Genomic DNA, 22210 nt, shown 5'->3' on the forward strand with positions numbered 1-22210 from the left:
AACTGACAAATAAGATATTTTTGTTCAAAATTAACAAAGTGAGTTTATAGGTTAACTGTACGATTGTCAATGATGCGATCGCGTTATGTTGATCATTGCGCCTCAGGGTTTCCTTCCTGTAATATAGTTGGGCTAGCGGTATTTTGGCTTTCGCAAACAATAAAGAACCTTTAGGGGGTGCTACAGAAAGAATATTACATATTAGTTCGATGCTTTCATGAAGCTGTCCAGAGGAAAGAGAATAAGGGAGGCTACAAAAATGTCCTGGGAAACTGCTAACGGTATTTTTACTATCAGTCTTGATGGCATATGGACTACAGCATTAGCAGCGCTCTTGCTATTGTTGGGATATGGATTGCGCAAGAGGGTCAATTTCTTGGAAACTTTTTGTATACCAGCACCTGTCATTGGTGGAGTTTTAATGTCTCTTTTGGCTTTAGCCCTACATCATCAAGGAGGGAGTGCACTTAAGTTCAATACGGTTCTTCAATCTCCTTTGATGATAGCCTTTTTTACTACCGTGGGAATAGGCGGTAGTTTCGGGCTGTTGAAACGGGGCGGAAGGGCGCTTATAGTTTATCTTGTTTTTTGTTGGGGAGTGGCAATATTCCAGAATGCCTTTGGTACTACGTTGGCAAGATTACTTGGCATACATCCAGTTTTAGGCGTAATGGCGGGGGCAGTTTCCTTAGAGGGGGGTCACGGTGCTGCTGCGGCTTTCGGTCCAGTCGCGGAGGAGCTTGGTGTTGTTGGCGCACAGGTAGTTGCTATTGCCTCAGCAACATATGGCCTAATTGCCGGAGGCCTTCTTGGAGGTCCTGTCGCACGCTGGCTCATTGAGCATTACAAGGTTACGATTAAAGCAAGCGAGGACGATTTATATACCAAGCATCTTACGGAAGGCAAGGACGAAAAAGAAGAAACGTTTTCCAACTTTGATTTTATGAAGATGCTTGCGCTTGTGCTCGTCATAATGGCTTTAGGTAGTTTGATAACAACTAAAATTAAAGAATTGTACAATTTCAGCCTTCCCGGTTACGTGGCAGCGATGTTCGTTGCCGTTGTGTTCCGCAATATAAACGACCACATCTCAATTATAAAACTTCGAGGGAAGGCCATAGACCTCATAGCAGATGTGTCTTTAGGGATATTTTTAACCATGGCTATGATGAGCTTGCGCATATGGGAGCTTTACGATCTTGCAGTACCTCTTGTTGTGATTCTTGTGCTGCAAACAATAGCTTTACTATTGGGGACAGTTTTCTTGCTCTTCCGCTTATTGGGCAGGGACTATGATGCAGCAGTCATGTGTGCAGGTTTGATGGGACATGGTCTTGGAGCAACTCCCAATGCCGTTGCCAATATGGGTGCCGTTTGCGAGCACTATAAGGTGATGTCCTATAAGGCCTTTCTTATCGTTCCCTTATGCGGTGCGGTGTTAATTGACCTAGTGGGCATTCCAAGCATTGTATGGTTCATTAACTATTTTGCTAAATAGCCAAATATTATTTTGATAGTAAATGAATTGTGTCCCTGGAGCGGCAGCTTCGGGGACATAATTCATTTACGCATTTATGGTCAATACCAAATAAATTTTATTTCCGCTGCGCATTGTAAAGGGAAGGGTAAAGCTTCGCACTGTGTCCTCTGCTGACGGTACGGCCATTATTAGCTCGCCAGTTAATAGCTGTGGAGGGGTAATGGATATTTCGCTTGTATTGGATTGTATAAAAGCACGGCCACTGGTCATATTTGCGAGTTCGCCTATTACGCTCAGAGCTAGAGAGTCGCTAAGGCTTGGCACAATACTACCGCCGGACATGACAGTAACTATTTCGTTAAAAGATGGTTCCTCTACAAGCAACCCTATCGTTCCCTTTATGGTAGGGGTCACGAAGCCTATCAGTGCCGCGGCACGATTATTTGGAAAACGAGAATCGGATGAAATGTTGCTTTTGTCCAAGGACACCTCGATCCCCATGCTTTTGCATACATCTATAAGTGCTTTACCAAAGCTGTTCACAATTTTTGCGACTACAGCAGTATCCGTCATTTTATGACCCCCTTCATTTTATTTGTATAATTACGATAAGCGAAACTGCTATCAGTATAACATGCCAAATATGAATTTTAAAGTGTGTAAATACCGTTCCACTTACTGTGATACAATTTGGGCATAGCGTTAGGAACGGAAGGGTTACCTTAGGTATAATTTACGATGCATTCGACCCATTGCAAGTATATATACAACATCGTTGGTGCGTAAAGATTTGATGTATGAAGATCTTCGGAGGTGGTGAAATTGCTAAAAAAATTTTCTAACGTTTTCGTATTAGTTTTGCTGGGATTGCTTTTAATAGTTCTTCCCCTGGAAACGAGGGTTGCAAAATCAAGCAATGCTGGTAGTTCCGACAAGGGCGATCCTTTTACCGGAAACCCGATTGTTAAGATTGCACAAGTTGCCTCTCCTGCCGTAGTAAATATCGATACTGAGGCTTTAGTAAAGCAGCCGCTTTTTCCTTTTGCTGATGATCCGTTCTTTAAGCAATTTTTCGGGGAAGATTTGCAGCAGTTTACGCAGGTTATCCCAATGAAAGGCAAGGGCTCAGGGTTTATCGTTTCAAAGGATGGCTATATATTGACCAATAACCACGTCATAGAGGGCGCAGACAAGATAACCGTTACCCTTGCCGACGGCAGGCAGTTCGATGCCAAAGTTGTCGGAAAAGATCCAACCTTTGACCTAGCAGTGATCAAGGTCAAAGCGAGTAATTTGCCGGTCCTTGCGTTGGGCGATTCCGATGCGGTCCAAGTCGGAGAGTGGGTTGTGGCCATAGGAAACCCCTTCGGCTTGGAACACACGGTCACGGTAGGCGTAATCTCGGCGAAAAATCGCTCTGTTCGTGCCGGCAACCTCAGCTTTGACGGTTTTCTGCAGACTGACGCCGCAATAAACCCGGGAAACAGCGGCGGACCGCTCTTGGATCTCAACGGTAAAGTCGTGGGCATAAACACTGCCATCATACCTTACGCTCAGGGCATAGGCTTTGCCATACCGGTCAATATGGCCAAAGGGGTCATAGATGACCTAGTAAACTATGGTAAGGTGCGAAGGGGTTGGCTCGGGGTTTACACTCAGCCTCTCACGCCGGACTTCATACAGGCATATGGGCTAAAGGTGAATAAGGGAGCCGTCGTAGCTGATGTCGTTCCCAACTCTCCAGCCGATAAAGCAGGCATAAAGAGGGGAAACGTCATAACGAAAGTTGAAGGCGTAGATATCGAAGATCCGCAAGATTTGGTATTTCAGATCCGAAAGCGCAATGCAGGAGAAAAGGTAAAACTGGAAGTGGTAACTCAAAGTGGTAGCAAGACCATAACAGTTACTCTTGGAGACCTGCCGGGACAGGTTGAGGCTCCTCGCGCCGAGGGAACCGATTTGGAAAATTTGGGCCTAAAGGTTGCCTCCATTACCCCTGCCTTGAGGGAGAAGTATAGCCTACCGCAAGGTGACGGTTTGGTGGTAACCGGAGTCAAGCCTGGTTCCGTTAGCGATACCATAGGCATTCAAGAAGGCGATGTCATCTTAGAAGCCAATGGATTGTCGGTTAACACTGTCGATGATCTGAAAAAGGCTCTGAAGAAAGGCTCTGATACCATCGTACTTCTAATTTGGCGTGACGGACGGACATTCTTCGTTTCTCTGCGTCTATAGACTGTAAAAGGCAGCTGGAGGTGTATCCTTTGAGGGCAAAAGACGTCGTAGTGGTTTTGGATTGTGGTTCTCAGTATACGCAGCTCATTGCAAGAAGGATCAGGGAACTAAAGGTTTACAGCGAGATCCTTCCCTGGGATGCTTCGTTGGAGGAAATACGGTCAAAAAATCCCAAGGGGATAATAATATCAGGTAGTCCTAAAAGCATATTGTTGCCTGGGTCTCCTATGATATCGAAGGAGCTTTTGGAGTTAGGCATACCTGTATTGGGCATTTGCTATGGCATGCAGTTACTGTCGCATATTTTAGGAGGTCAAGTGGGAAGGGTTGGGCTGGCCGAATACGGACGTGCTTGCATTGAGATTCAAGGGGAAGGAGAGGGCCTCTTTAAAGGCCTTCCAAAGCAATTTAACGTATGGATGAGCCATGGCGATACGGTCGTAAAGCTTCCGCCAAAGGCGCGCGTCTTGGCGAAAAGCGAAGGTGGGCTTATAGCCGCCATGGCTGTCGAGGGTAAACAAATATTTGGCCTGCAGTTTCACCCCGAGGTTGTCCATACGGAGCATGGGGTCGAAATATTAAAGAACTTTGTGTTCGATATATGCCAATGCGAGCCTTCATGGAACTTGGGCGATTGGGTCGACGAGCAAATCAAGGAAATTGCCAGAACGGTTGGCGACGGCAAGGTGATCTCAGCCGTATCAGGCGGCGTAGATTCTACTGTGGCTGCCGTGCTCACCAAAAGGGCAATAGGAGATAACCTTCATTGTGTCTTTGTAAATAACGGCCTTTTGCGACTCAACGAGCCAGAAAGCGTGCTTTCCGTTTACCGCGATAAATTAGACCTTAACGTGCATTATGTAGATGCCTCGGACAAGTTTTTGGCAGCATTAAAGGGCATAACGGATCCCGAAGAAAAACGCAAAGCTGTGGGCAGGACCTTCATAGAGGTCTTCGAGGAGGAGGCCGAAAAGTTTGGCGATGCTCAGTGGCTGCTGCAAGGTACCCTTTACCCCGACGTTATAGAAAGCGGCCATAAGGGCAAAGGCGCATCCGTGATTAAGACGCATCACAACGTGGGCGGATTGCCGGAAAAGATGAAGTTTAAACTCTTGGAGCCGCTGAAGGACCTCTTTAAGGATGAAGTGCGAGCCATTGGGGCAATTTTGGGAGTTCCTCGAAGCATATTACGGCGTCATCCCTTTCCCGGCCCTGGCTTGTCCGTACGGTGTCTAGGAGAGGTAACGCGAGAAAAGCTGGACCTCTTAAGGCGGGCGGATGCCATATTCATTGAAGAGCTGGACTTGGCAGGGTTTTACGAAAAGGTGTGGCAGGCGTTTTGCGTTCTTCTCCCAGTAAGAAGCGTTGGCGTTATGGGAGACGAGCGCACATACGGTTATACCATTGCGCTGCGAGCGGTTGAGTCCTTGGACGGCATGACGGCAGATTGGACCTATCTTAATCGCGAGTTACTCGACAAGGTCGCTCGACGCATATGCAATGAGGTTCACGGCATCAATAGGGTAGTCTTAGATGTGACCAGCAAGCCACCTGCAACAATAGAATGGGAATAGCTGTAGGAGCTTAGTAACGGGCGAAGCTTTACTTAAAACAAAAAAGAGGAGGAAAGTTCCTCCTCTTTTTTGTACCTTAATGTTTATTCATGGCAACAGCCTGGACGGCCTTCGCATCCATCCAGCTGCTCAAAAGCATCCATCATGAGCTTTTCCTTTTCCTCATCGGTGAGCTCTTTCTTTTTATCGATTGGATTGACGACTTTCTTTTCTTCCGGCATTATTATGCCTCCTTTTTGTTTGATACGGTTTAAAGGAGCGGGTACCCTGCCTGTTTCCAGGCATTTACACCTCCGGCCAAGACCTTAACATTAGAGAAGCCCTTATTTTCGTATGACGCTGCCACACGGGCAGACGTAGCGTCGTCATGTCAGGCGCAGTAGAATATGATCTCCTGATCCTTGCTTATGTCCTTTTCTTTGCTGCGAAATTCACCGAAAGATATGGCGCCTTCGAGGTGCACCTTATTAAAACGCTCGTCATCCTCATAGGCGCAGACTAACAAGGCCTTGCCGGACTGCACCGCTTGTCTTGCCTCTTGCGGGCTGACTTTTTTCGCCATAGCTATCCCCTCCTTTAAAACCTATATATTAGCCACGCCTAAATTATATCAAATTCAAATTGTTTTAGCTACACAAACGTTGAAAATGATTTATTTAATTTTAAGGTACTTTTGAGGTACCTGAAGCTTCGTCAAACCAAGATATCCCTTCCCGAAGACATAGGTATCCTGATAGACGAGTATGTAATTTGTCTTTTCGATGCCGGTGTTTAGATCGACGTAATAGCTACCGTTCCATTGCGATCCTGGCGTGTATTTTTCGTATGCCTTAATAAGGTCTCCAATAGATGCTTTTGCTTTACCATCAATAACCCTTTTGGCTAATTCGACTAAACCTGCAGATTCTGCATATCCGCAGGAATAAGCCCAAGTGCCAAGCCTTCCACTGGCTCCCTTTTGTATAATCACATTTTCAATTTTTTTCATGATCGCGGGGAAGTTGCCCTTTTCAGCCGTCAGATCCAACCCCAATGCTCCGGGATAACCTCTTAGTGGTGATGGTACGGATGACTCCACGTAATATCCTCCGTAAGTAACAATTTGTCTGATAAGCGGTTCAACGTGAGCGACGTTGGTATTAAAGAAAGCTGTATTAGGACCGTATTTCTTAAGCCAAGCGGGCACTTTCTCCAGAATGAACTGCTGGGCTCCTGCCACCCCAACATCGCTCACCGGGTCCGGCGCCGTTTCGAAGTGAAATTTCAAACCAATATCTTTACATGTGGCTTCCATGATGTTACGCCTTCTGGAGAGCAGCTCATAGCTCATGTGGCGTGGAAAGGATATATGAACAAAATCGGTTGCTCCCATCATCTTTGCCGCTACTGGAATGAGATACCCTCTATAGATGTCGTTAACGCTCGTGACCAGATCCGCCACGGAGCTAATGACGCCAGGATCCTCTTGAGCTTCGGCGGCAAAGCATAAAATGTCTGGTCTTCTTTCCTTCACACGCCTAAAGGCCTCTGTCGTTCCAGGTATAGATTGGTTTACTACAATTGCTTTCATAAGGGGATCGTCGGCTAAGCCAACGATCTGGCTTATTACCGTTTCCATTTCTTGCATAAAATTATCCGGGTAGGTCACATGCACTATCATGCCTCCGGATGCTGCATCTCCATACTCTTGTATGACTCTCTCTGCGCCGCGAAGTTCGTCTTCACCCTGTGACACAGTTCCCGTAACAATTCCGATATGATATGGTGCTGCAGCATAAACAATATCACATGTTGTTAGAAGAAACATAAAAAGCATTGCAATTACGACGTATACAGCTCTTCTCATCATTATTACCTCCATATGACCATACGGTATTTGGTATATGGAACATGTTACTTTTTTGAGTTTGCTTTGTCAATGAACATCATGTTCAGAGATACCTATATCAAATATAAACATTGTTAAAGTCAACATAATAGTATAAAAATAGTAAAAATGGCGATTGGTGCAGCCTCCAGGTGGAGGCTAAAGTCGCTTTATTGTAATCTTGATTGGATAGCATCCAAGCAGAGCGGCCAGAGTGGCTAAGAAATATGTTCACATATATAGTTTCAGGTATCATACAGGATTATTTTGTAACCGTGGATAGAGCTTGACATTGTGATAGCAATTTAGTATAGTATGCCCAGTTATTGCGTTCTATATAAATAAAGTTAATTTATCTTAGTCATTGCCACGCAAATATGTCGTGTTAACTTGTCTTAGATATTATTTTATAAGTTATTTGTTTAATAAAAAACATATGCGCTATATAACAATTATTAAAAATATTTAAAATGAGGTTTATTATATGAAATTAACACTTTTATTTAATGTAACTTCAAGTGATAGCTTGGTTTTGGGGAGGAAAAATCAATATTTACTTCAAGCTATGGTTTACAATTTGTTGGATCCGGAATATGCTGATTTTCTCCATAATGAAGGGTTCGTTTACGAAGGTAAGCGCCACTTTAAATTGTTTAGTTTCTCTAAGCTTTATAGTAGTGTCCCTATAAAACTAAAAGATGACTTGGTATTTTTTCAACCTCCAATAAGGTTAGTGATTACATCTCCTGTTAACTCAATTCTAAAACAACTGGCCACCAATGCTTTATCGCTAGGCGAGATAAAGCTGGGAAATAATTTACTTACATGCAAAGAAGTAAAAATTGAATCTCCTTGTGTTGATAGCGAAGAGATTGAGTGTCATACTCTTTCCCCGATAGTGTGTTATTCTACACTAAAAAAATATGATAGAAGCAATTTCACCTACTATTATTCCCCTAAAGAAAGAGAGTTTAGCGAGCAAATTTATGCCAATCTGATTAAGAAATTTCAGATAATAGCCCCCCAAGAAGATATTCCGGACGGTACAATAAAAATTGAATTTACCAGCAGAGCAAAGGAGGAAGTTAAGTTTTTTAGCCCCGAGGATAATCGCCCTATAAAGGGGTGGAGTGGCAAATTTAGGCTTTATGGCCCGAAAGTTTTGCTTCAAGTAGCCTTGGATGCTGGACTTGGCGCGAAAAACAGCGCTGGGTTTGGATGTATAGAGCTTCTATCAAATGAGAGAGGAAGGAGGTGAAGATATGGGATTTTTAAAGGCCGTTTATGAACTTGGCAAAGTCGAATTAGGGTCGAAAAATAAGAATGCAGAATCTTATTTTTCTGATATCGACAGTTTCCTGCAACTTCCCATGCCGATAATAGAAGACGATCAAAGACAAGGCAGAGAAATAAGGATATGGCTGAATGTAAGGGATAGGAATGCTAAATGTTTGGAAGTTACTGGCATAGCGAAGATAGACCTAAAAGACTATTTGAACAGTAACGATTCGGACAAAATTAATGAGACAAAACAAAAAATGCTTTACAGGGAACCACCTGGTTCCAGTACCCAGTGGAGATACTCTCCTGTATATAAGTTGGGAAAGGCAACTACAAACCCTAATGGTGCTTTGCTTGGGAAAAGCGGAACATGGAGGGACGATAACGACTCCAGGTATTATAAGATTTACAAGACAGTATTAAAACCACTTGAAGACATTGGCGTGTTTTCAAGTGGGAGCGCAGACCTTATAATGTCGGAGCTTGAAGAAAAAGCGGACAGAATTGCCGAACTTTGGAAGGACAAAAAAAGATTATACATTTTAGTCTTTGGAATTAACGATAACGGCAATTTTTTGTATCCAGGTGAGCTAGAGATTTTTCGTAATCATTTCAAGTCAAGATTAGAGCAAAACATTGGCGGGAAGATGTCTGCGACTTGCAGTTTGTGTCACGCAAAGGCTGAATCTGGAGCAAACCTGGATAAAATCTTTAAATTTTCAACGTTCGACAAGGAAAGCTTTCTTCCGGGGATTAAAGATGGCCGTGGCGTCCGCGAAAAAGTGTTTCCACTATGCGATGACTGCATATCGGTCATGTCCATGGGAAGGGAGGTTTTGAATGGACGTTTTCTTGACAGGCAAACCATCCCAAAGATGAACATATATGTAGTCCCTGAACTGATCTTCGGGAATACAGACCTTGATGACGTTGCAGTCAACGTGGAGAACTTCATTAAAAGTGGCCTCAAGAAAGCCGAGAGATTGTTTAGCTACCTTGCAAAGCAGGATGAAATTTTAGTTTACCATTTTATTTTTTGGGAAAAGAACCAAGCCCAGGAGCGATTGCACGTAATGGTGGAAGATGTGCCTCCATCGAGGTTAAAATGCCTGGAAAGGCTGTGGCAGGAGACTTATAAGGTATTGCTTTGGAAGGATGCTGGAAAGACTGAATTTCGACCCGGAGACATAGGTGTCGATCTTGATCAGGCATTTAGAACTATTTATTCTACCTTAATATCCCTATCTGGAAAAGACGAAGCTGACAAAAACATCATGCGCAAGCGGATAATAAACATCATTAGCAAATTACTTGGCGGCAAAACAGTGGATGTAGAATTCGTTAAACAGCTGATGGTCTCTAGATTTGCCGGGTTATTTGCAGATACTCAATGGATCAGATATGGACACTGGGAGCTTAGAAAGATGATGGCGGTATTGGAGTTTTTAGGTAAGGTGAACGGTAGGAGGTGAGTTAATTTATGAAGCTGGATTTCTTCGATGAATTCACGGATCCATACCTTAAGACTAAAAGTGGTAGGGGTGTTTTTTTAGCTGGGGTTGTGTTGGGCTTTATAGCAAGATCTCAGGTCAAGGGGGATTTTCAAGGCTCGCCTGAAGATATAAGTACATCTCCGCTTTTCAAACAACTTAATTTTGGACGTATGAACAAAAGAGATCTGTTTAAGCATCTTGCGAGGGTCCCTGAGCTCGTAAGGGCTTATCATCTCGATTATGCCGATATGATTGAATCCCTATGTGCAAAGGCTGGAGAGTTAATCTTGCAAAAAGATGACAAAGGGCGTGACTTAGGCGTGGACGGCAACTTCGTGTTCTCCGTGGCCTTTTTGAACGCTCGCAAGTACTTCTGGACGATTTTTGGTAAGAAAGATGTTTCTGAGATAGAACCTACGATGGAGGAGGAAACTCAAGATGTCATTTGAAAACAGGCGGGAGTATTTGTTTGTTTACTCGGTCAAAGATGCCAATCCCAACGGCGATCCTTTGGATGCCAATCATCCAAGATATGATGAAGAGTCCGGTCAAATAATGGTTTCAGATGTAAGGATTAAACGTACTGTTCGAGATCAATGGCTTAGGGAAGGTAAGGACATCTTTGTTGACGGAGAAGCTAAGACACTTGCAAATCGTGTAAGCGAGTTAAAAGAAAGGTTTAATCGCGATACAGGAAGAGAGATACTTTCGCAATGCATCGATACCAGGTTGTTTGGAGCAACCTATGCTCTTGGTAAAGAGGCATTTTCATGGACTGGCCCGGTACAATTCAAGTGGGGTCGATCGCTACATAGGGCTGAGGCAAAATTTGTCCAAGGTACAGCGGCCTTTGCTACAAAGGAAGCCAGCGAGCAGCGCTCATTTCGCAACGAATACATTGTACCATTTGCATTGATAGCTGTTTACGGCATCGCCAATCAGTATGCCTCTAGCCAGACCAACGCGTCCGATGACGATCTCGATGCCCTGTTTGAGGCCCTTTGGAAAGGTACGGCCAATTTGATAACAAGAAGCAAAATAGGGCATACCCCTAGACTTCTCATCGAATTTAAATACGTTGCAGGTTTTGATGGAGCCTTAGGGTCTTTAGATGAAAGAGTTGTGCTCAAATCATTAAAAGGAGATCCTTTAACTGATGATGAACAGTTGGCCTTGAGGTCCATTGATGAAGTTAAGTTGGACATTAGCGAGGTTGCAGACAAGGCATCTCTTATAGAGGACAAAATAGAATCAGTAAGAATCGTTAAGGATGCAGCTGTTCAGGTTGAACCGCTAGATAAGTTGGAGGAGATTTTTGGGGGCAAACTGAAAATAGAGGTCAGGTGAAAGGACATGCCAGTTGTATTTGATGTTTCGGGGCAAATGGCGATGTTTCGAAAACCGTATACTACGACCTCATCAATATCTTTTGCCTTCCCGCCTCCCACAGCCATAGCCGGTTTAATTTCCGGAATAGTTGGAATATCTAATGGTAGCAACGATGATGGCTGTAATGCCAAATATTGGGAATCTCTCATTGGCACTAAGGTTTCAGTAGCATTACTGAGCGATATATCATGGATGTGGCATGCCATAAATTTTTGGAACGTAAAACAGCCACAAAAAAGTCCGCATATCCAGGTAAAACATCAATTTGTGATTAATCCCAAGTATCGTATATTCGTTGACGGTGGAATTGAGGATAAGCTACGGTGTATGTTAGAGAAGGATAGCTTTAAATTTACCCCTTATCTGGGTACGGCATATGCTATAGCCAATGTCGTCTATATTGGCCAGTTTAGCAATCAATCGCTGACAGAAGATGAGGTTTTCGTTGATAGCGTTGTGCCGTGGAACGAAAAAGTAAGGATCTTAAATATCCTAGATGTCGGTGGAACGTTTAAGGAAGAGATGCCCTTTAAGATGGATGTGACTAGAAAATTTATTGAAAGCATCGAGGTTCTATATTCTCCGTCTCCGCAAAAAAAGCTTTTGATAAACAAAGGAGCGGGAGATGTTACAAAGTGCGGGAACGATGTGGTCGCCTGGTTTCCTCGATGGTGAGCTTAAAAGCCACCCTGAGAGACCTTTAAAGGATCATCTTAACGGTACATATCGCCTGATGAGCGATATGGCTCAATATCATGGATTAAAGTCGATCCTTCCCGATATAGACATTGAAATAGCGGGTATTACCCATGATCTTGGGAAAGCGCATCCCTTGTTTCAGGATTACCTTAATGGCAGAGGTGATGGCATAGATCATGCCTTGCCCTCTGCCTGGTTTGCTCTTAACCTATCAAAGTTCCACACGAATGAAGATAGTTTCTCTGATATTTGGTTGGCTGAGGCAGTAAGACGACATCATACATATATGGTCGATGGGGGCGAAGCTTTAGATTTTTGGGTGCAGCATAATAAGCAGGCCTTTAAGGAACAAAAGGATGCGATGAAGAAATTGGTCCCCACCTGGAACATTTTCTTAAGTGAAGAACAATGGGAAGATTACGCAGAAGCATTAATGCTAAAGCGTAAGAAGATACTCAACGCACAGACGTGGTTGTTTTATCGGTTACTTTACTCTCTTCTTATAACTGCTGATCGTATGGATGCGATAGGCGTGAGAGGTCTCAAGATGCATCATTTGCCTCTTTTTAAGGAGCCGGATTTTTCGGGACGAGAAAGCAGCCCATTGGATGCATGGAGACAACAGACTCGCGAAGCTTGCATTAGATCGGTGGACGACATTGAACATCCGGGCCTTTTCACTTTAACCTTGCCTACAGGAGCAGGTAAGACAATTACAGGCCTGGATATTGCTCGTAGGATGGCACATAAACTGGGCAGCAAAACCATCATTTACGCCTTACCTTTTATCAGTATAGTTGAACAAAACTCCTTGGTGGCAAAAGGTCTTTTTGGAGAAGAAGATGTGCAGGAAGATCATAGTCTATCTACACTTGTAGAGACGAGCGAAAAAAACCAGGATCCCATGACTCGCATGAAGACATTTTTCAGGTATTGGGATGCGCCGGTGATATTAACGACAATGGTTCAACTCTGGGAGAGTATCTACAGCCCGAAGGCCAACGATACAATTGACTTTCATCGTTTGAGCGATGCAGTTGTAATCATGGACGAGCCACAGACGATAAATCCAAGATATTGGCACGGTTTTGGGGAAACCTTACAATACCTGAGCGATAAACTACACACCAGCTATATCCTTATGACGGCAACCCAACCTTATATAATAAAGGGAATCGAATTATCTCCCAAGGGGCTGTCATTTCCTTATAATAGACATACATATAAAATACTTCCTCACAAGTATCAATTGAATGAATTACCCAGTCTTCTTGAGGATCATATCGAAAGGTTGTATGAAAAATCAGGACTGATTGTACTTAATACCAGAAAATCTGCAGTTGAAGTTTATAGGATGATCAAAAACGCCATGGGTGCACCTGTTTACTTTTTATCAACTTGGATGACTCCGCATCACAGACGTTTAACGATGAGGCTTTTAAGGTATCTGGAAAAGAAAAAAATACAACATTATTTAGTATCGACTCAGGTTGTCGAAGCAGGAGTAGATTTGGATTTCGACTGGGTATTTCGCGATCTGGGGCCTTTGGATAGTGTCGTTCAGGTAGCCGGAAGATGCAACAGACACAGCAGGTCCGAAAGGGGTGGTTTAGTGCTTGTTGCGGAGCTCATGAACGAACAGGGTAAATCTTTTTCTAATATGGTTTACGATGACATACTTTTAGATAGCTCACGGTCGACGCTTCGCCAGGAAGACAGAATAAACATCTTCGAAGAAAACATGGCGCCGATAAAAGTTGACAGTTACTACAGAGACATCACGGAGAGGCTGCAAGATAAGGGTATATGGAAAAATTTATGCGATGGCAGGTGGGGACCTCAAGATAGACCAAACCTTATAGACAAACATTATGATCCCTTGTCGGCTGAAGTGTATGTGGAACAAAACAACACTGTGCGTCCAATGTTTGAAAAACTTATAAACACTAAGTGGACACTAGAAAACTTAAATGAAAAAAGGCATCTGCATCGTAAATTGCTTCAATACATGATTGAAGTACCTCTAAAAGCACTCGAATCGTGGCGAAATAAGCTGGCTACCATAGCGTTTCAAGATGAATTACCTCCGCTTGATTTCAATGCAAGGTTTCAATGTTGGTTTCTTACTAAGGAAGGCAGGAAACATGTATACGATCACATTAGTGGGTTTAACTTGACTAAAGACAGCGAGGATGAGGAAGGTGCCTGTTTTCTCTGAGTTACCAAGGATAGGCGGAACTTTGGTATGGTATTGTCTTATATGTAAACGTCAGGTCTGGTTGATATCTCATGGCGTTGAGGCTGATAAGGAAGATGAATTCCTTAAGCTTGGAAGGTTAATCGATGAATCTTCCTACGAGAGGGTTCGTCACAGCGTTAGCTTTGGGGACAGTAAATTTGACCTTCTTAAAGAAGAGAAGGGTGTTTTGGTAATAGGCGAGATAAAAAAGAGCAGTCGCTCTATAGAAGCCGCTCGATTGCAGCTAGCCCATTATCTTTATGAACTTGCAAAATCTGGAATTGCAGCAAGAGGCGAGCTTCTTTTCCCGGAGGAAAGAAGACGCGAGGATGTCTCCATAACCGAAGATTTACAATCGAAACTTGATGAAATTTATATCGAAATTAAAGACATTGTGGTATCACCCTGTCCCCCTAAAGCGCAAGAGTGCAAGTATTGCAAGCACTGTGCTTATAAAGAACTATGCTGGAGCTGATAAGTAATGGGTAAATGTATCTACATCCTTTCTTCGGGTAACCTTAAGCGTAAGGATAATACAATTGTAATTGAAAATGAGAATGAAAGAAAATTTGTACCAGTAGAAACCACCGATGAGATATTTATATTTGGCGAAGTAGATTTAAATAAGCGTTTTCTTGAATTTTGTACTTCAAACAAGATTATGTTACACTTCTTTAATCATCACCATTACTATCAGGGGACATACTATCCTAGAGAACACATGAATTCCGGTGCTGTTATTTTAGCGCAAGCAAGAAATTGCCTTGATGCTGAAAAAAGATTAGTTTTAGCAAAAAAATTTGTAGCAGGCGCTATTAATAATATGAAGATAGTTTTGCTGTATTATTTTAGACACGCAGATTTAGCGTTGGGTCAAACAATAGAAGCTATGGATAATTTTAACGAATTAAGTCAGAGACAAAACGGAATACTTGAGCTAATGGCCATAGAGGGCAACGCACGAGACAGATATTATTCTGCATTTGATGTAATAACAGGTGGTGGTACTTTTACGATGGAAAATAGAAGCAAAAGACCTCCTCAGAATAGATTGAACGCACTCATAAGCTTTTTGAATTCCTTATGTTATGTGACGACCTTGGCGCAAATCTATAAAACACACCTCGATCCTCGTATAGGGTTCCTTCATGAGACTAATTTTAGGCGTTTTAGTTTAAATCTTGATATTGCGGAGATATTCAAACCAATTTTGGTAGACCGATTGATATTTTCTTTGATAAATAAAAAACAAATTCAAGCCAAACATTTTGCGGGTCAAGCTGGCGGAGGTATATTTTTGTCCGAAAAGGGGGTGCAAATCGTATTACAAGCCTGGGAAGAACGGTTGATGGCGACAATACAACATCCCAGGTTAAATAGAAACGTAAGCTATCGCAGTTTACTTAGAATGGAGGCTTATAAATTAGAAAAGCATATACTTGATGACGAAGAATATGAGCCTTTCTCGATGCGATGGTAACTGTTGTTAAAAATGGGGGTGCCATTTATTTTTGTATTGATGATTTATGATGTTGGGGAAGAGCGCGTGAATAAAGTGCTAAAGATTGGTCGTAAATACCTTAGTTGGATTCAAAATTCCGTATTAGAAGGAGACCTTACCCCTGCTACGTTTGCATCCCTTAAACGTGAGGTTTGCAAAGTTATAAAAGATGATTATGACAGTGTTATATTTTATACATGGAGATCCGAGCGTTACACCTCCCGAGAGGTTATAGGTAAAGAGAAAGGGTCAAGTGAAATTTTTATTTAGCTGTGTCGACATTCAATAGTGCATAAATCCCGGGAGATCGACACAACCTAACAAAATGGCTATTTTATCGTTACCATCATAAATGTTGGTGTTCATGGAACCTTGAAAAATAAATAGGACACAATATAGCCTACATGGCTAAAATACGGTAGAATCAATGTATGCGACGGGTTTTTGAACTTCCTATGAGGGATGGAAACTTTATAAGGAAAGCGAAGGATTATATATGATGGCAGGTTTTTGAACTTCCTATGAGGGATGGAAACGATCACAGTGAGCGAATGGGCCGACATGTACAGGAGTTTTTGAACTTCCTATGAGGGATGGAAACTGTTTCTGCCAAAGTCTTTTCATTTTATTTCCTCCTCGTTTTTGAACTTCCTATGAGGGATGGAAACCGCTGCGAACAGCGTTTCGAGATACTGCGGATCGTAGTTTTTGAACTTCCTATGAGGGATGGAAACATCTTATGTCGATATGCCATTCATGTCATATGAAAATAGTTTTTGAACTTCCTATGAGGGATGGAAACACCGCTTCGTATGAGCTGCTTGCAAAATAAGCTCCAAGTTTTTGAACTTCCTATGAGGGATGGAAACGGAATGTAGACGCCCTGTTGTGCCGCCCGTACCTCCGTTTTTGAACTTCCTATGAGGGATGGAAACTCACAAGTGGCCTCGTGCCCGTGCCTAGCGGCTAGGGTTTTTGAACTTCCTATGAGGGATGGAAACCGAAATCGCAAGCGAGACCTCGCGCCCGTTCCACAAGTTTTTGAACTTCCTATGAGGGATGGAAACTCTCCTCAATGTTTCTGTCACTGTGTTTCCGTGCGTGTTTTTGAACTTCCTATGAGGGATGGAAACAAACTTCTAAAAGACAAAATAGAACATTTCATTTCAGTTTTTGAACTTCCTATGAGGGATGGAAACACGAATGCTTTGAGTTAATCCTTGAAATAGAGGGCGGGTTTTTGAACTTCCTATGAGGGATGGAAACTCGTCCCAAATATCCTTCCGTCCTCTACCCACTCCCGTTTTTGAACTTCCTATGAGGGATGGAAACACGTTACAGGCGCCGAAACGGTTTGACCTTTAACTCGTTTTTGAACTTCCTATGAGGGATGGAAACCACTTCCGCCTTCCACGCGTCCCAGCTGTACCCGTAAAGTTTTTGAACTTCCTATGAGGGATGGAAACAGGCTGAAAACAAAGCGCTCCGTGAGGGGCTGGAGCGCGAGTTTTTGAACTTCCTATGAGGGATGGAAACTCTTCAATCCCGAGGTCATCTATGACCAGTACCCTGGTTTTTGAACTTCCTATGAGGGATGGAAACCCTCTTCCAACGTCCTCCTTAGCCTCGCCTGTTCCTCGTTTTTGAACTTCCTATGAGGGATGGAAACTCCTCCTCCTCGATTGCCGCGTCTTCATCACCAAGCACGTTTTTGAACTTCCTATGAGGGATGGAAACGAACATACTATCCGGGGCAGTCAGAAGCGGCAAGACATGTTTTTGAACTTCCTATGAGGGATGGAAACGGGTTGGCGACACGTGTGAAGTTACGCAACAAGCGAGTTTTTGAACTTCCTATGAGGGATGGAAACGCATTACCTTTCTGACATAGTCCATCTCGCCATCAAGTGTTTTTGAACTTCCTATGAGGGATGGAAACCTTCATCCCCGTAGGCATACACAAGGCCGATCCCTTGTTTTTGAACTTCCTATGAGGGATGGAAACCGCTTGTATTCGACCGCAGACTTCGATATGCCCAACGTGTTTTTGAACTTCCTATGAGGGATGGAAACGCGCAGGCCCATGCCATTCCGCCCTCGCCCACGCTTTTGCTGGTTTTTGAACTTCCTATGAGGGATGGAAACAGAGCATCAGCGACAGCGTCAGGCTCAGTAGGGACTTGTTTTTGAACTTCCTATGAGGGATGGAAACAGAGCATCAGCGACAGCGTCAGGCTCAGTAGGGACTTGTTTTTGAACTTCCTATGAGGGATGGAAACTCCTTTTCATTTTCTTTGTCCCTCCTCAAGCTGTTTATAGTTTTTGAACTTCCTATGAGGGATGGAAACCGGCATATTCGGCGGGCGCGTCGGACGGCAGGCGGGGTTTTTGAACTTCCTATGAGGGATGGAAACTGATAAAACAGCAGCACAGGTTGTAAATTCTTCCTCGTTTTTGAACTTCCTATGAGGGATGGAAACACGACTTTTGCCAGCCAATTTATGAAATATGGCTTAGGTTTTTGAACTTCCTATGAGGGATGGAAACGCCAGGCACCGGCCGCCGCCAATGGGATCTTCTTCCCAGTTTTTGAACTTCCTATGAGGGATGGAAACCCGTCACCTCCTGTCATTCTCGCCCGCATTGCACTCGTTTTTGAACTTCCTATGAGGGATGGAAACGGGCAAAGGGCGGGATAAGGTCGTATCTGAGCTTTCCCGGTTTTTGAACTTCCTATGAGAGATGGAAACGGAGAAGAAGTCTTGCAAAACGTAAAAACAATACTCGTTTTTGAACTTCCTATGAGGGATGGAAACATAGCGATTATGACCCGGAATACGACAGAATAGAACGTTTTTGAACTTCCTATGAGGGATGGAAACACATAGAGAGCCAAGGCGCTGCGGTAAACCCCATCATAGTTTTTGAACTTCCTATGAGGGATGGAAACATAAATGAAAAGGATATTTAAGTTGCTCCTAATATTGAAAAAACTGGCATTTGAATTGCTAGTATTTATATTATTAAAGTGTCTGTATTTTTGATCAGCCTAATACTTTAATTGATAGGTAAAAGATCTTTTTATACTTAATCTTAATTTATGAATAAAGAAAAAAGCGATTATAATTAAATAAAATCTCAAATTTGAGGTGAGCTATTGTGAAGATTTATATAAGCGTGGATATGGAAGGCGCAACTGGAGTAGTTAACCCCCTTCAAGTACGGGCAGAATCGCCGTCTGAGTATGCCTTTGGTTGTAAAATGCAACTTCATGATCTTAAGGCTGTAATAGACGGTGCTTTTGAGGGAGGGGCAACAGAAATACTTGTTAACGATTCTCATGCCCGAATGATAAACGTAGATGTATCACAGCTTCCCCAAAATGTCAGGCTTATCTCCGGCAACCTTAAACCTTTGGCAATGGCAGAAGGCATAAAAGATGGTTGCGATTGCGCGTTTTTTGTGGCTTATCATGCTATGGCTGGAACTGTTAATGCTATACTGGATCACACAGTATCAAGTAAAACAATATTTAGTGTTAAACTTAATGGAACGTTAGTAGGCGAAACTGGGCTTAATGCAGCAGTGTGTATGGAAAGTAAGGTCCCCGTTGTTTTGGTTACTGGAGATAAGGCGGTCTCTGAAGAAGCAAAAATGCTCTTCGATAATGAAAGGATTGTAACATGTGCAGTAAAAGAGGGCCGTTCCAATAGTTGCGCCACCCTTTTGCCCCCTGAAGAGACCTATCAACTATTGAAAGATGCTGCCGCAAGGGCCTTAAAAACCTTTAATTCGACCTACATTTCTCAAGATCTTTTCGAGTGCCCCTATAATTTGGAGATCACTTTTAGACAGACCTCTCAATGTGATACGGTTTCTTACTTGCCAGGGATAAAAAGGTTGGATGGGAGAACAATTCAAGTGCAATGCGATTCTGCCGATAAAGTATGGCGGTGGGTTGATGCAGCAGTGACGCTGGCAAGTTCTGCTACAATTTAGCATATGGCAAAAATACTTTGCAATCTAGACTTGACGGGGGGAAAATCATGAGGAGTAAAAGAATGGTATTGATACTTCTAACAATTGCTTTATTTGTTTTGTGTGGAAATAGCCTGGCTTATGCTGCAGCGCCGTACCATATTGGTATTGTGACTGGGACCGTTTCTCAAGGCGAAGATCAGCTTCGGGGGGCAGAAAGGCTTATCGAGGAATACGGAGACGAGACTAAAGGCGGCATAATAAAACACGTTACATATCCAGATAACTTTATGCAGGAAATGGAAACAACTATCAGCCAAATTGCGTCTTTAGCAGATGATCCTCTGATGAAAGCCATTATCGTTAACGAAGCAGTCCCTGGCACCACGGAGGCATTTAGGAGAGTGAAGGATAAAAGGCCCGATATTCTATGTTTCGCCGGTGAGCCGCATGAAGACCCAGCTGTCATATGTTCGATAGCAGATGCATGCGCAAACCTAAATGATATTTATAAAGGGTATCTGATCCCTGTAGCCGCAAAGATGATGGGTGCAACTGACTTTGTGCATATATCTTTCCCAAGACACATGAGCTATGAGCTTCTATCTAGAAGGCGTAACATAATGGAAGCAACTTGCAAGGACATAGGAGTGAAGTTCCATTTTGAATCGGCTCCGGATCCGGTAAGCGATGTTGGTGTAGCAGGAGCACAACAATTCATCCTAGAAAAGGTACCAGCCTGGCTTGAAAAATACGGCAAGAAAACAGCGTTCTATTGCACGAATGATGCGCAAACTGAACCTTTGATCAGGCAAGTGGTAAATTATGGCGGTTATTTTGTTGAACCGAACGTCCCTTCACCTCTGTTAGGGTATCCTGGTGCACTAGGTATAGATTTATCTGCAGAGAAGGGTAATTTTCCAGCAATAATAAAGAAGATTGAAGAAGTAATCATTCAAAAAGGAGCTTCAGGACGTCTTGGCACCGCTACTTATTCTCACGCATATTGTACGACTGCCGCACTAGGGGAGTTTGCTAAAAGGGTTATAGACAAAAAGGCAAGTATAACATTAAAGGACTTAGTTGCTGCATATGAGAAGTTTACTCCTGGGGCGGCGTGGAATGGGAGTTATTATTTAGATCTGGGCACGGGCGTCGAAAGAAAGAATTTCATGATGGTTTACCAGGATACCTACGTATTTGGGAAAGGCTATCTTGGTTTGACAAAGCTCAAGGTCCCCGAAAAGTATTTGACTATACGATAAATAAAAAGGATGGTAATGAGTTTTGATGAATCGTAATTTGATCCTTGATAGACACAGCAGGGTTGGTAAAAGCTTGTGGCCAAACGGCATCGATGCCGTGGTGCTTTTTAATATCGAGGGTGTCGGGTGGGAAGACTTGTACTATTTTTCCGGTTTTCGAGGCACAAGCGGCGTTCTAATATTTGGCCCAAGGGAAAGGTTTTTAATCACTGACGGCAGGTATATCTTGCAGGCTAGGGAACAATCACCTTTTACTGTGATAGATAAAGGCAATAATGAAGATATTGCTTTAGTGGAGTCATTGCTGAGAGATTTAGGCGCTAAAACGATTGGCATTAACGCTAAGACCCTGCCAAGCTATTTATACCTTAAATTAGCACGGCTTGGATTCGAATTGGTCGATGTGTCGGATGCCTTAGCTGTTTGTAGGCGAAAAAAATCGCAAGAAGAAGTTGAACTCATTAAAAAAGCCGCCGAGCAGGCCAGTAAGGCCTTTTTAAACATATTAAACGATATTAGGCCTGGCATCAAAGAAACGGAAGTAGCCGCAAGGCTGGAGTATGAAATGAGGCTTTTAGGCGCAGAAGGCGGTTGGGGAGATACGGGTTTCATAGTCGCTTCGGGTGAAAGGTCTGCCCTCCCTCACGGCAGACCTACCTTGCGGGAGTGGCAAAAGGGCGAATGGGCTACGATCGATTTTGGCGCCAGATATGAAGGTTACGTTTCCGATATAACCAGGAACGTCTATATAGGGTCTCCATCTAAAAAGGCCGTGGAGATTCATAGCTTGCTGTGTATGGCCCATATCGAAGCGGTTTCAAGGATAAAACCTGGAGTTGCCGCTAGGGATGTCGATGCTGCAGCAAGGCAAATTTTAGCCAATCGAGGCCTGGATAAATATTTTACGCACAGCTTAGGACATGGGATTGGCCTTGAGGTTCATGAAATGCCCAGACTATCGTCGAGATCTACGGATGTGCTCGAAGAGGGAGACGTTGTAACCGTCGAGCCGGGCGTTTATATGGAAGGCTATGGCGGCATGAGGGTGGAAGACGATTACCTCGTTACGGACAAGGGAGCGCAAAGGCTTACCGCAGATATTCCCATGGAGCTTTTTGTGGTGATGGTTTAAAGGGCAAGGAGAAAAAATTTTTAAATCTTATGACCATATGAGGGTTACTGCCCTTTTTTGAGTATAATAAGTCTTGT

General features: G+C 43.3%; 19 protein-coding genes and 1 CRISPR repeat array. Of the genes, 15 read left to right on the forward strand and 4 right to left on the reverse strand.

Annotated features, from left to right (window positions below; all coding sequences use genetic code 11):
• Nucleotides 1-259 precede the first annotated feature (259 nt).
• Complete coding sequence (gene gltS, locus BUQ78_RS07725; RefSeq protein WP_074199814.1) at nucleotides 260-1498, forward strand: sodium/glutamate symporter; 1239 nt, start codon at nucleotides 260-262, stop codon at nucleotides 1496-1498.
• 66 nt (nucleotides 1499-1564) lie between these two features.
• On the opposite strand, the gene BUQ78_RS07730 is transcribed toward gltS, so the two are convergent.
• Nucleotides 1565-2053 (reverse strand): chemotaxis protein CheX, encoded by a 489-nt coding sequence (locus BUQ78_RS07730; RefSeq protein ID WP_074199815.1) that lies wholly within the window; start codon nucleotides 2051-2053, stop codon nucleotides 1565-1567.
• 249 nt (nucleotides 2054-2302) lie between these two features.
• Here BUQ78_RS07730 and BUQ78_RS07735 point away from each other — a divergent pair, with 249 nt between their 5' ends.
• Together BUQ78_RS07735 and guaA are read left to right on the forward strand one after the other, a co-directional pair.
• Nucleotides 2303-3715, forward strand: a complete 1413-nt coding sequence (locus BUQ78_RS07735; protein ID WP_014807431.1) for a DegQ family serine endoprotease — start codon at nucleotides 2303-2305, stop codon at nucleotides 3713-3715.
• A gap of 29 nt (nucleotides 3716-3744) precedes the next feature.
• Nucleotides 3745-5289: a glutamine-hydrolyzing GMP synthase gene (guaA, locus tag BUQ78_RS07740; RefSeq protein WP_074199816.1), complete on the forward strand. Its 1545-nt coding sequence runs from the start codon at nucleotides 3745-3747 to the stop codon at nucleotides 5287-5289.
• 83 nt (nucleotides 5290-5372) lie between these two features.
• Here the strand turns inward: guaA and BUQ78_RS10075 are convergent, their stop codons facing one another.
• The 3 genes from BUQ78_RS10075 to BUQ78_RS07750 all read right to left on the reverse strand — a co-directional run bounded on the left by BUQ78_RS10075 (nucleotide 5373) and on the right by BUQ78_RS07750 (nucleotide 7105).
• Nucleotides 5373-5510, reverse strand: a complete 138-nt coding sequence (locus BUQ78_RS10075) for a hypothetical protein (protein ID WP_200779701.1) — start codon at nucleotides 5508-5510, stop codon at nucleotides 5373-5375.
• Nucleotides 5511-5659: 149 nt separating this feature from the next.
• Nucleotides 5660-5851, reverse strand: a complete 192-nt coding sequence (locus BUQ78_RS07745) for a rhodanese-like domain-containing protein (RefSeq protein WP_052312713.1) — start codon at nucleotides 5849-5851, stop codon at nucleotides 5660-5662.
• A gap of 90 nt (nucleotides 5852-5941) precedes the next feature.
• Nucleotides 5942-7105 carry a DUF3798 domain-containing protein gene (locus BUQ78_RS07750; RefSeq protein ID WP_404792234.1) on the reverse strand — a complete coding sequence of 388 codons (1164 nt, stop codon included), beginning with the start codon at nucleotides 7103-7105 and terminating at the stop codon, nucleotides 5942-5944.
• A gap of 535 nt (nucleotides 7106-7640) precedes the next feature.
• Between BUQ78_RS07750 and cas6 the strand changes: the two genes are divergently transcribed.
• The 12 genes from cas6 to BUQ78_RS07810 all read left to right on the forward strand — a co-directional run bounded on the left by cas6 (nucleotide 7641) and on the right by BUQ78_RS07810 (nucleotide 22133).
• Nucleotides 7641-8414: a CRISPR-associated endoribonuclease Cas6 gene (cas6, locus tag BUQ78_RS07755; protein WP_074199818.1), complete on the forward strand. Its 774-nt coding sequence runs from the start codon at nucleotides 7641-7643 to the stop codon at nucleotides 8412-8414.
• 4 nt (nucleotides 8415-8418) lie between these two features.
• Nucleotides 8419-9909: a TM1802 family CRISPR-associated protein gene (locus BUQ78_RS07760; RefSeq protein WP_074199819.1), complete on the forward strand. Its 1491-nt coding sequence runs from the start codon at nucleotides 8419-8421 to the stop codon at nucleotides 9907-9909.
• An 8-nt stretch (nucleotides 9910-9917) separates the two neighbouring features.
• On the forward strand, nucleotides 9918-10379 hold the full coding sequence (locus tag BUQ78_RS07765; RefSeq protein WP_014807425.1) for a TM1802 family CRISPR-associated protein: 462 nt from the start codon (nucleotides 9918-9920) through the stop codon (nucleotides 10377-10379).
• Nucleotides 10369-11277: a type I-B CRISPR-associated protein Cas7/Csh2 gene (gene cas7b, locus BUQ78_RS07770; RefSeq protein WP_014807424.1), complete on the forward strand. Its 909-nt coding sequence runs from the start codon at nucleotides 10369-10371 to the stop codon at nucleotides 11275-11277. Before BUQ78_RS07765 ends, cas7b begins: the two co-directional genes overlap by 11 nt.
• A gap of 6 nt (nucleotides 11278-11283) precedes the next feature.
• Complete coding sequence (cas5b, locus tag BUQ78_RS07775) at nucleotides 11284-11994, forward strand: type I-B CRISPR-associated protein Cas5b (protein WP_014807423.1); 711 nt, start codon at nucleotides 11284-11286, stop codon at nucleotides 11992-11994.
• Nucleotides 11945-14236, forward strand: coding sequence for a CRISPR-associated helicase/endonuclease Cas3 (locus BUQ78_RS07780; RefSeq protein WP_084532297.1), 2292 nt, complete (start codon nucleotides 11945-11947; stop codon nucleotides 14234-14236). The genes cas5b and BUQ78_RS07780 overlap by 50 nt, the downstream gene beginning before the upstream one ends.
• The gene (cas4, locus tag BUQ78_RS07785) at nucleotides 14211-14732 is read left to right on the forward strand and encodes a CRISPR-associated protein Cas4 (protein WP_074199821.1); all 522 of its coding nucleotides are present in this window, start codon (nucleotides 14211-14213) and stop codon (nucleotides 14730-14732) included. The genes BUQ78_RS07780 and cas4 overlap by 26 nt, the downstream gene beginning before the upstream one ends.
• Nucleotides 14733-14738: 6 nt before the next feature.
• On the forward strand, nucleotides 14739-15737 hold the full coding sequence (cas1b, locus tag BUQ78_RS07790; protein ID WP_074199822.1) for a type I-B CRISPR-associated endonuclease Cas1b: 999 nt from the start codon (nucleotides 14739-14741) through the stop codon (nucleotides 15735-15737).
• A 39-nt stretch (nucleotides 15738-15776) separates the two neighbouring features.
• Entirely contained in the window at nucleotides 15777-16028 is a 252-nt protein-coding gene (gene cas2, locus BUQ78_RS07795) for a CRISPR-associated endonuclease Cas2 (RefSeq protein WP_200779726.1), read from the forward strand.
• Between the two features lie 170 nt (nucleotides 16029-16198).
• A CRISPR array of direct repeats spans nucleotides 16199-18708; the repeat unit is 30 nt; unit sequence GTTTTTGAACTTCCTATGAGGGATGGAAAC.
• 209 nt (nucleotides 18709-18917) lie between these two features.
• Entirely contained in the window at nucleotides 18918-19757 is an 840-nt protein-coding gene (locus tag BUQ78_RS07800; RefSeq protein WP_074199823.1) for a M55 family metallopeptidase, read from the forward strand.
• Nucleotides 19758-19819: 62 nt separating this feature from the next.
• Nucleotides 19820-21001: a DUF3798 domain-containing protein gene (locus BUQ78_RS07805; RefSeq protein WP_014807418.1), complete on the forward strand. Its 1182-nt coding sequence runs from the start codon at nucleotides 19820-19822 to the stop codon at nucleotides 20999-21001.
• Between the two features lie 25 nt (nucleotides 21002-21026).
• Nucleotides 21027-22133 carry a M24 family metallopeptidase gene (locus BUQ78_RS07810; protein ID WP_074199824.1) on the forward strand — a complete coding sequence of 369 codons (1107 nt, stop codon included), beginning with the start codon at nucleotides 21027-21029 and terminating at the stop codon, nucleotides 22131-22133.
• Nucleotides 22134-22210 lie beyond the last annotated feature (77 nt).

This window comes from Acetomicrobium flavidum (assembly GCF_900129645.1).
Lineage (GTDB): Bacteria > Synergistota > Synergistia > Synergistales > Acetomicrobiaceae > Acetomicrobium > Acetomicrobium flavidum.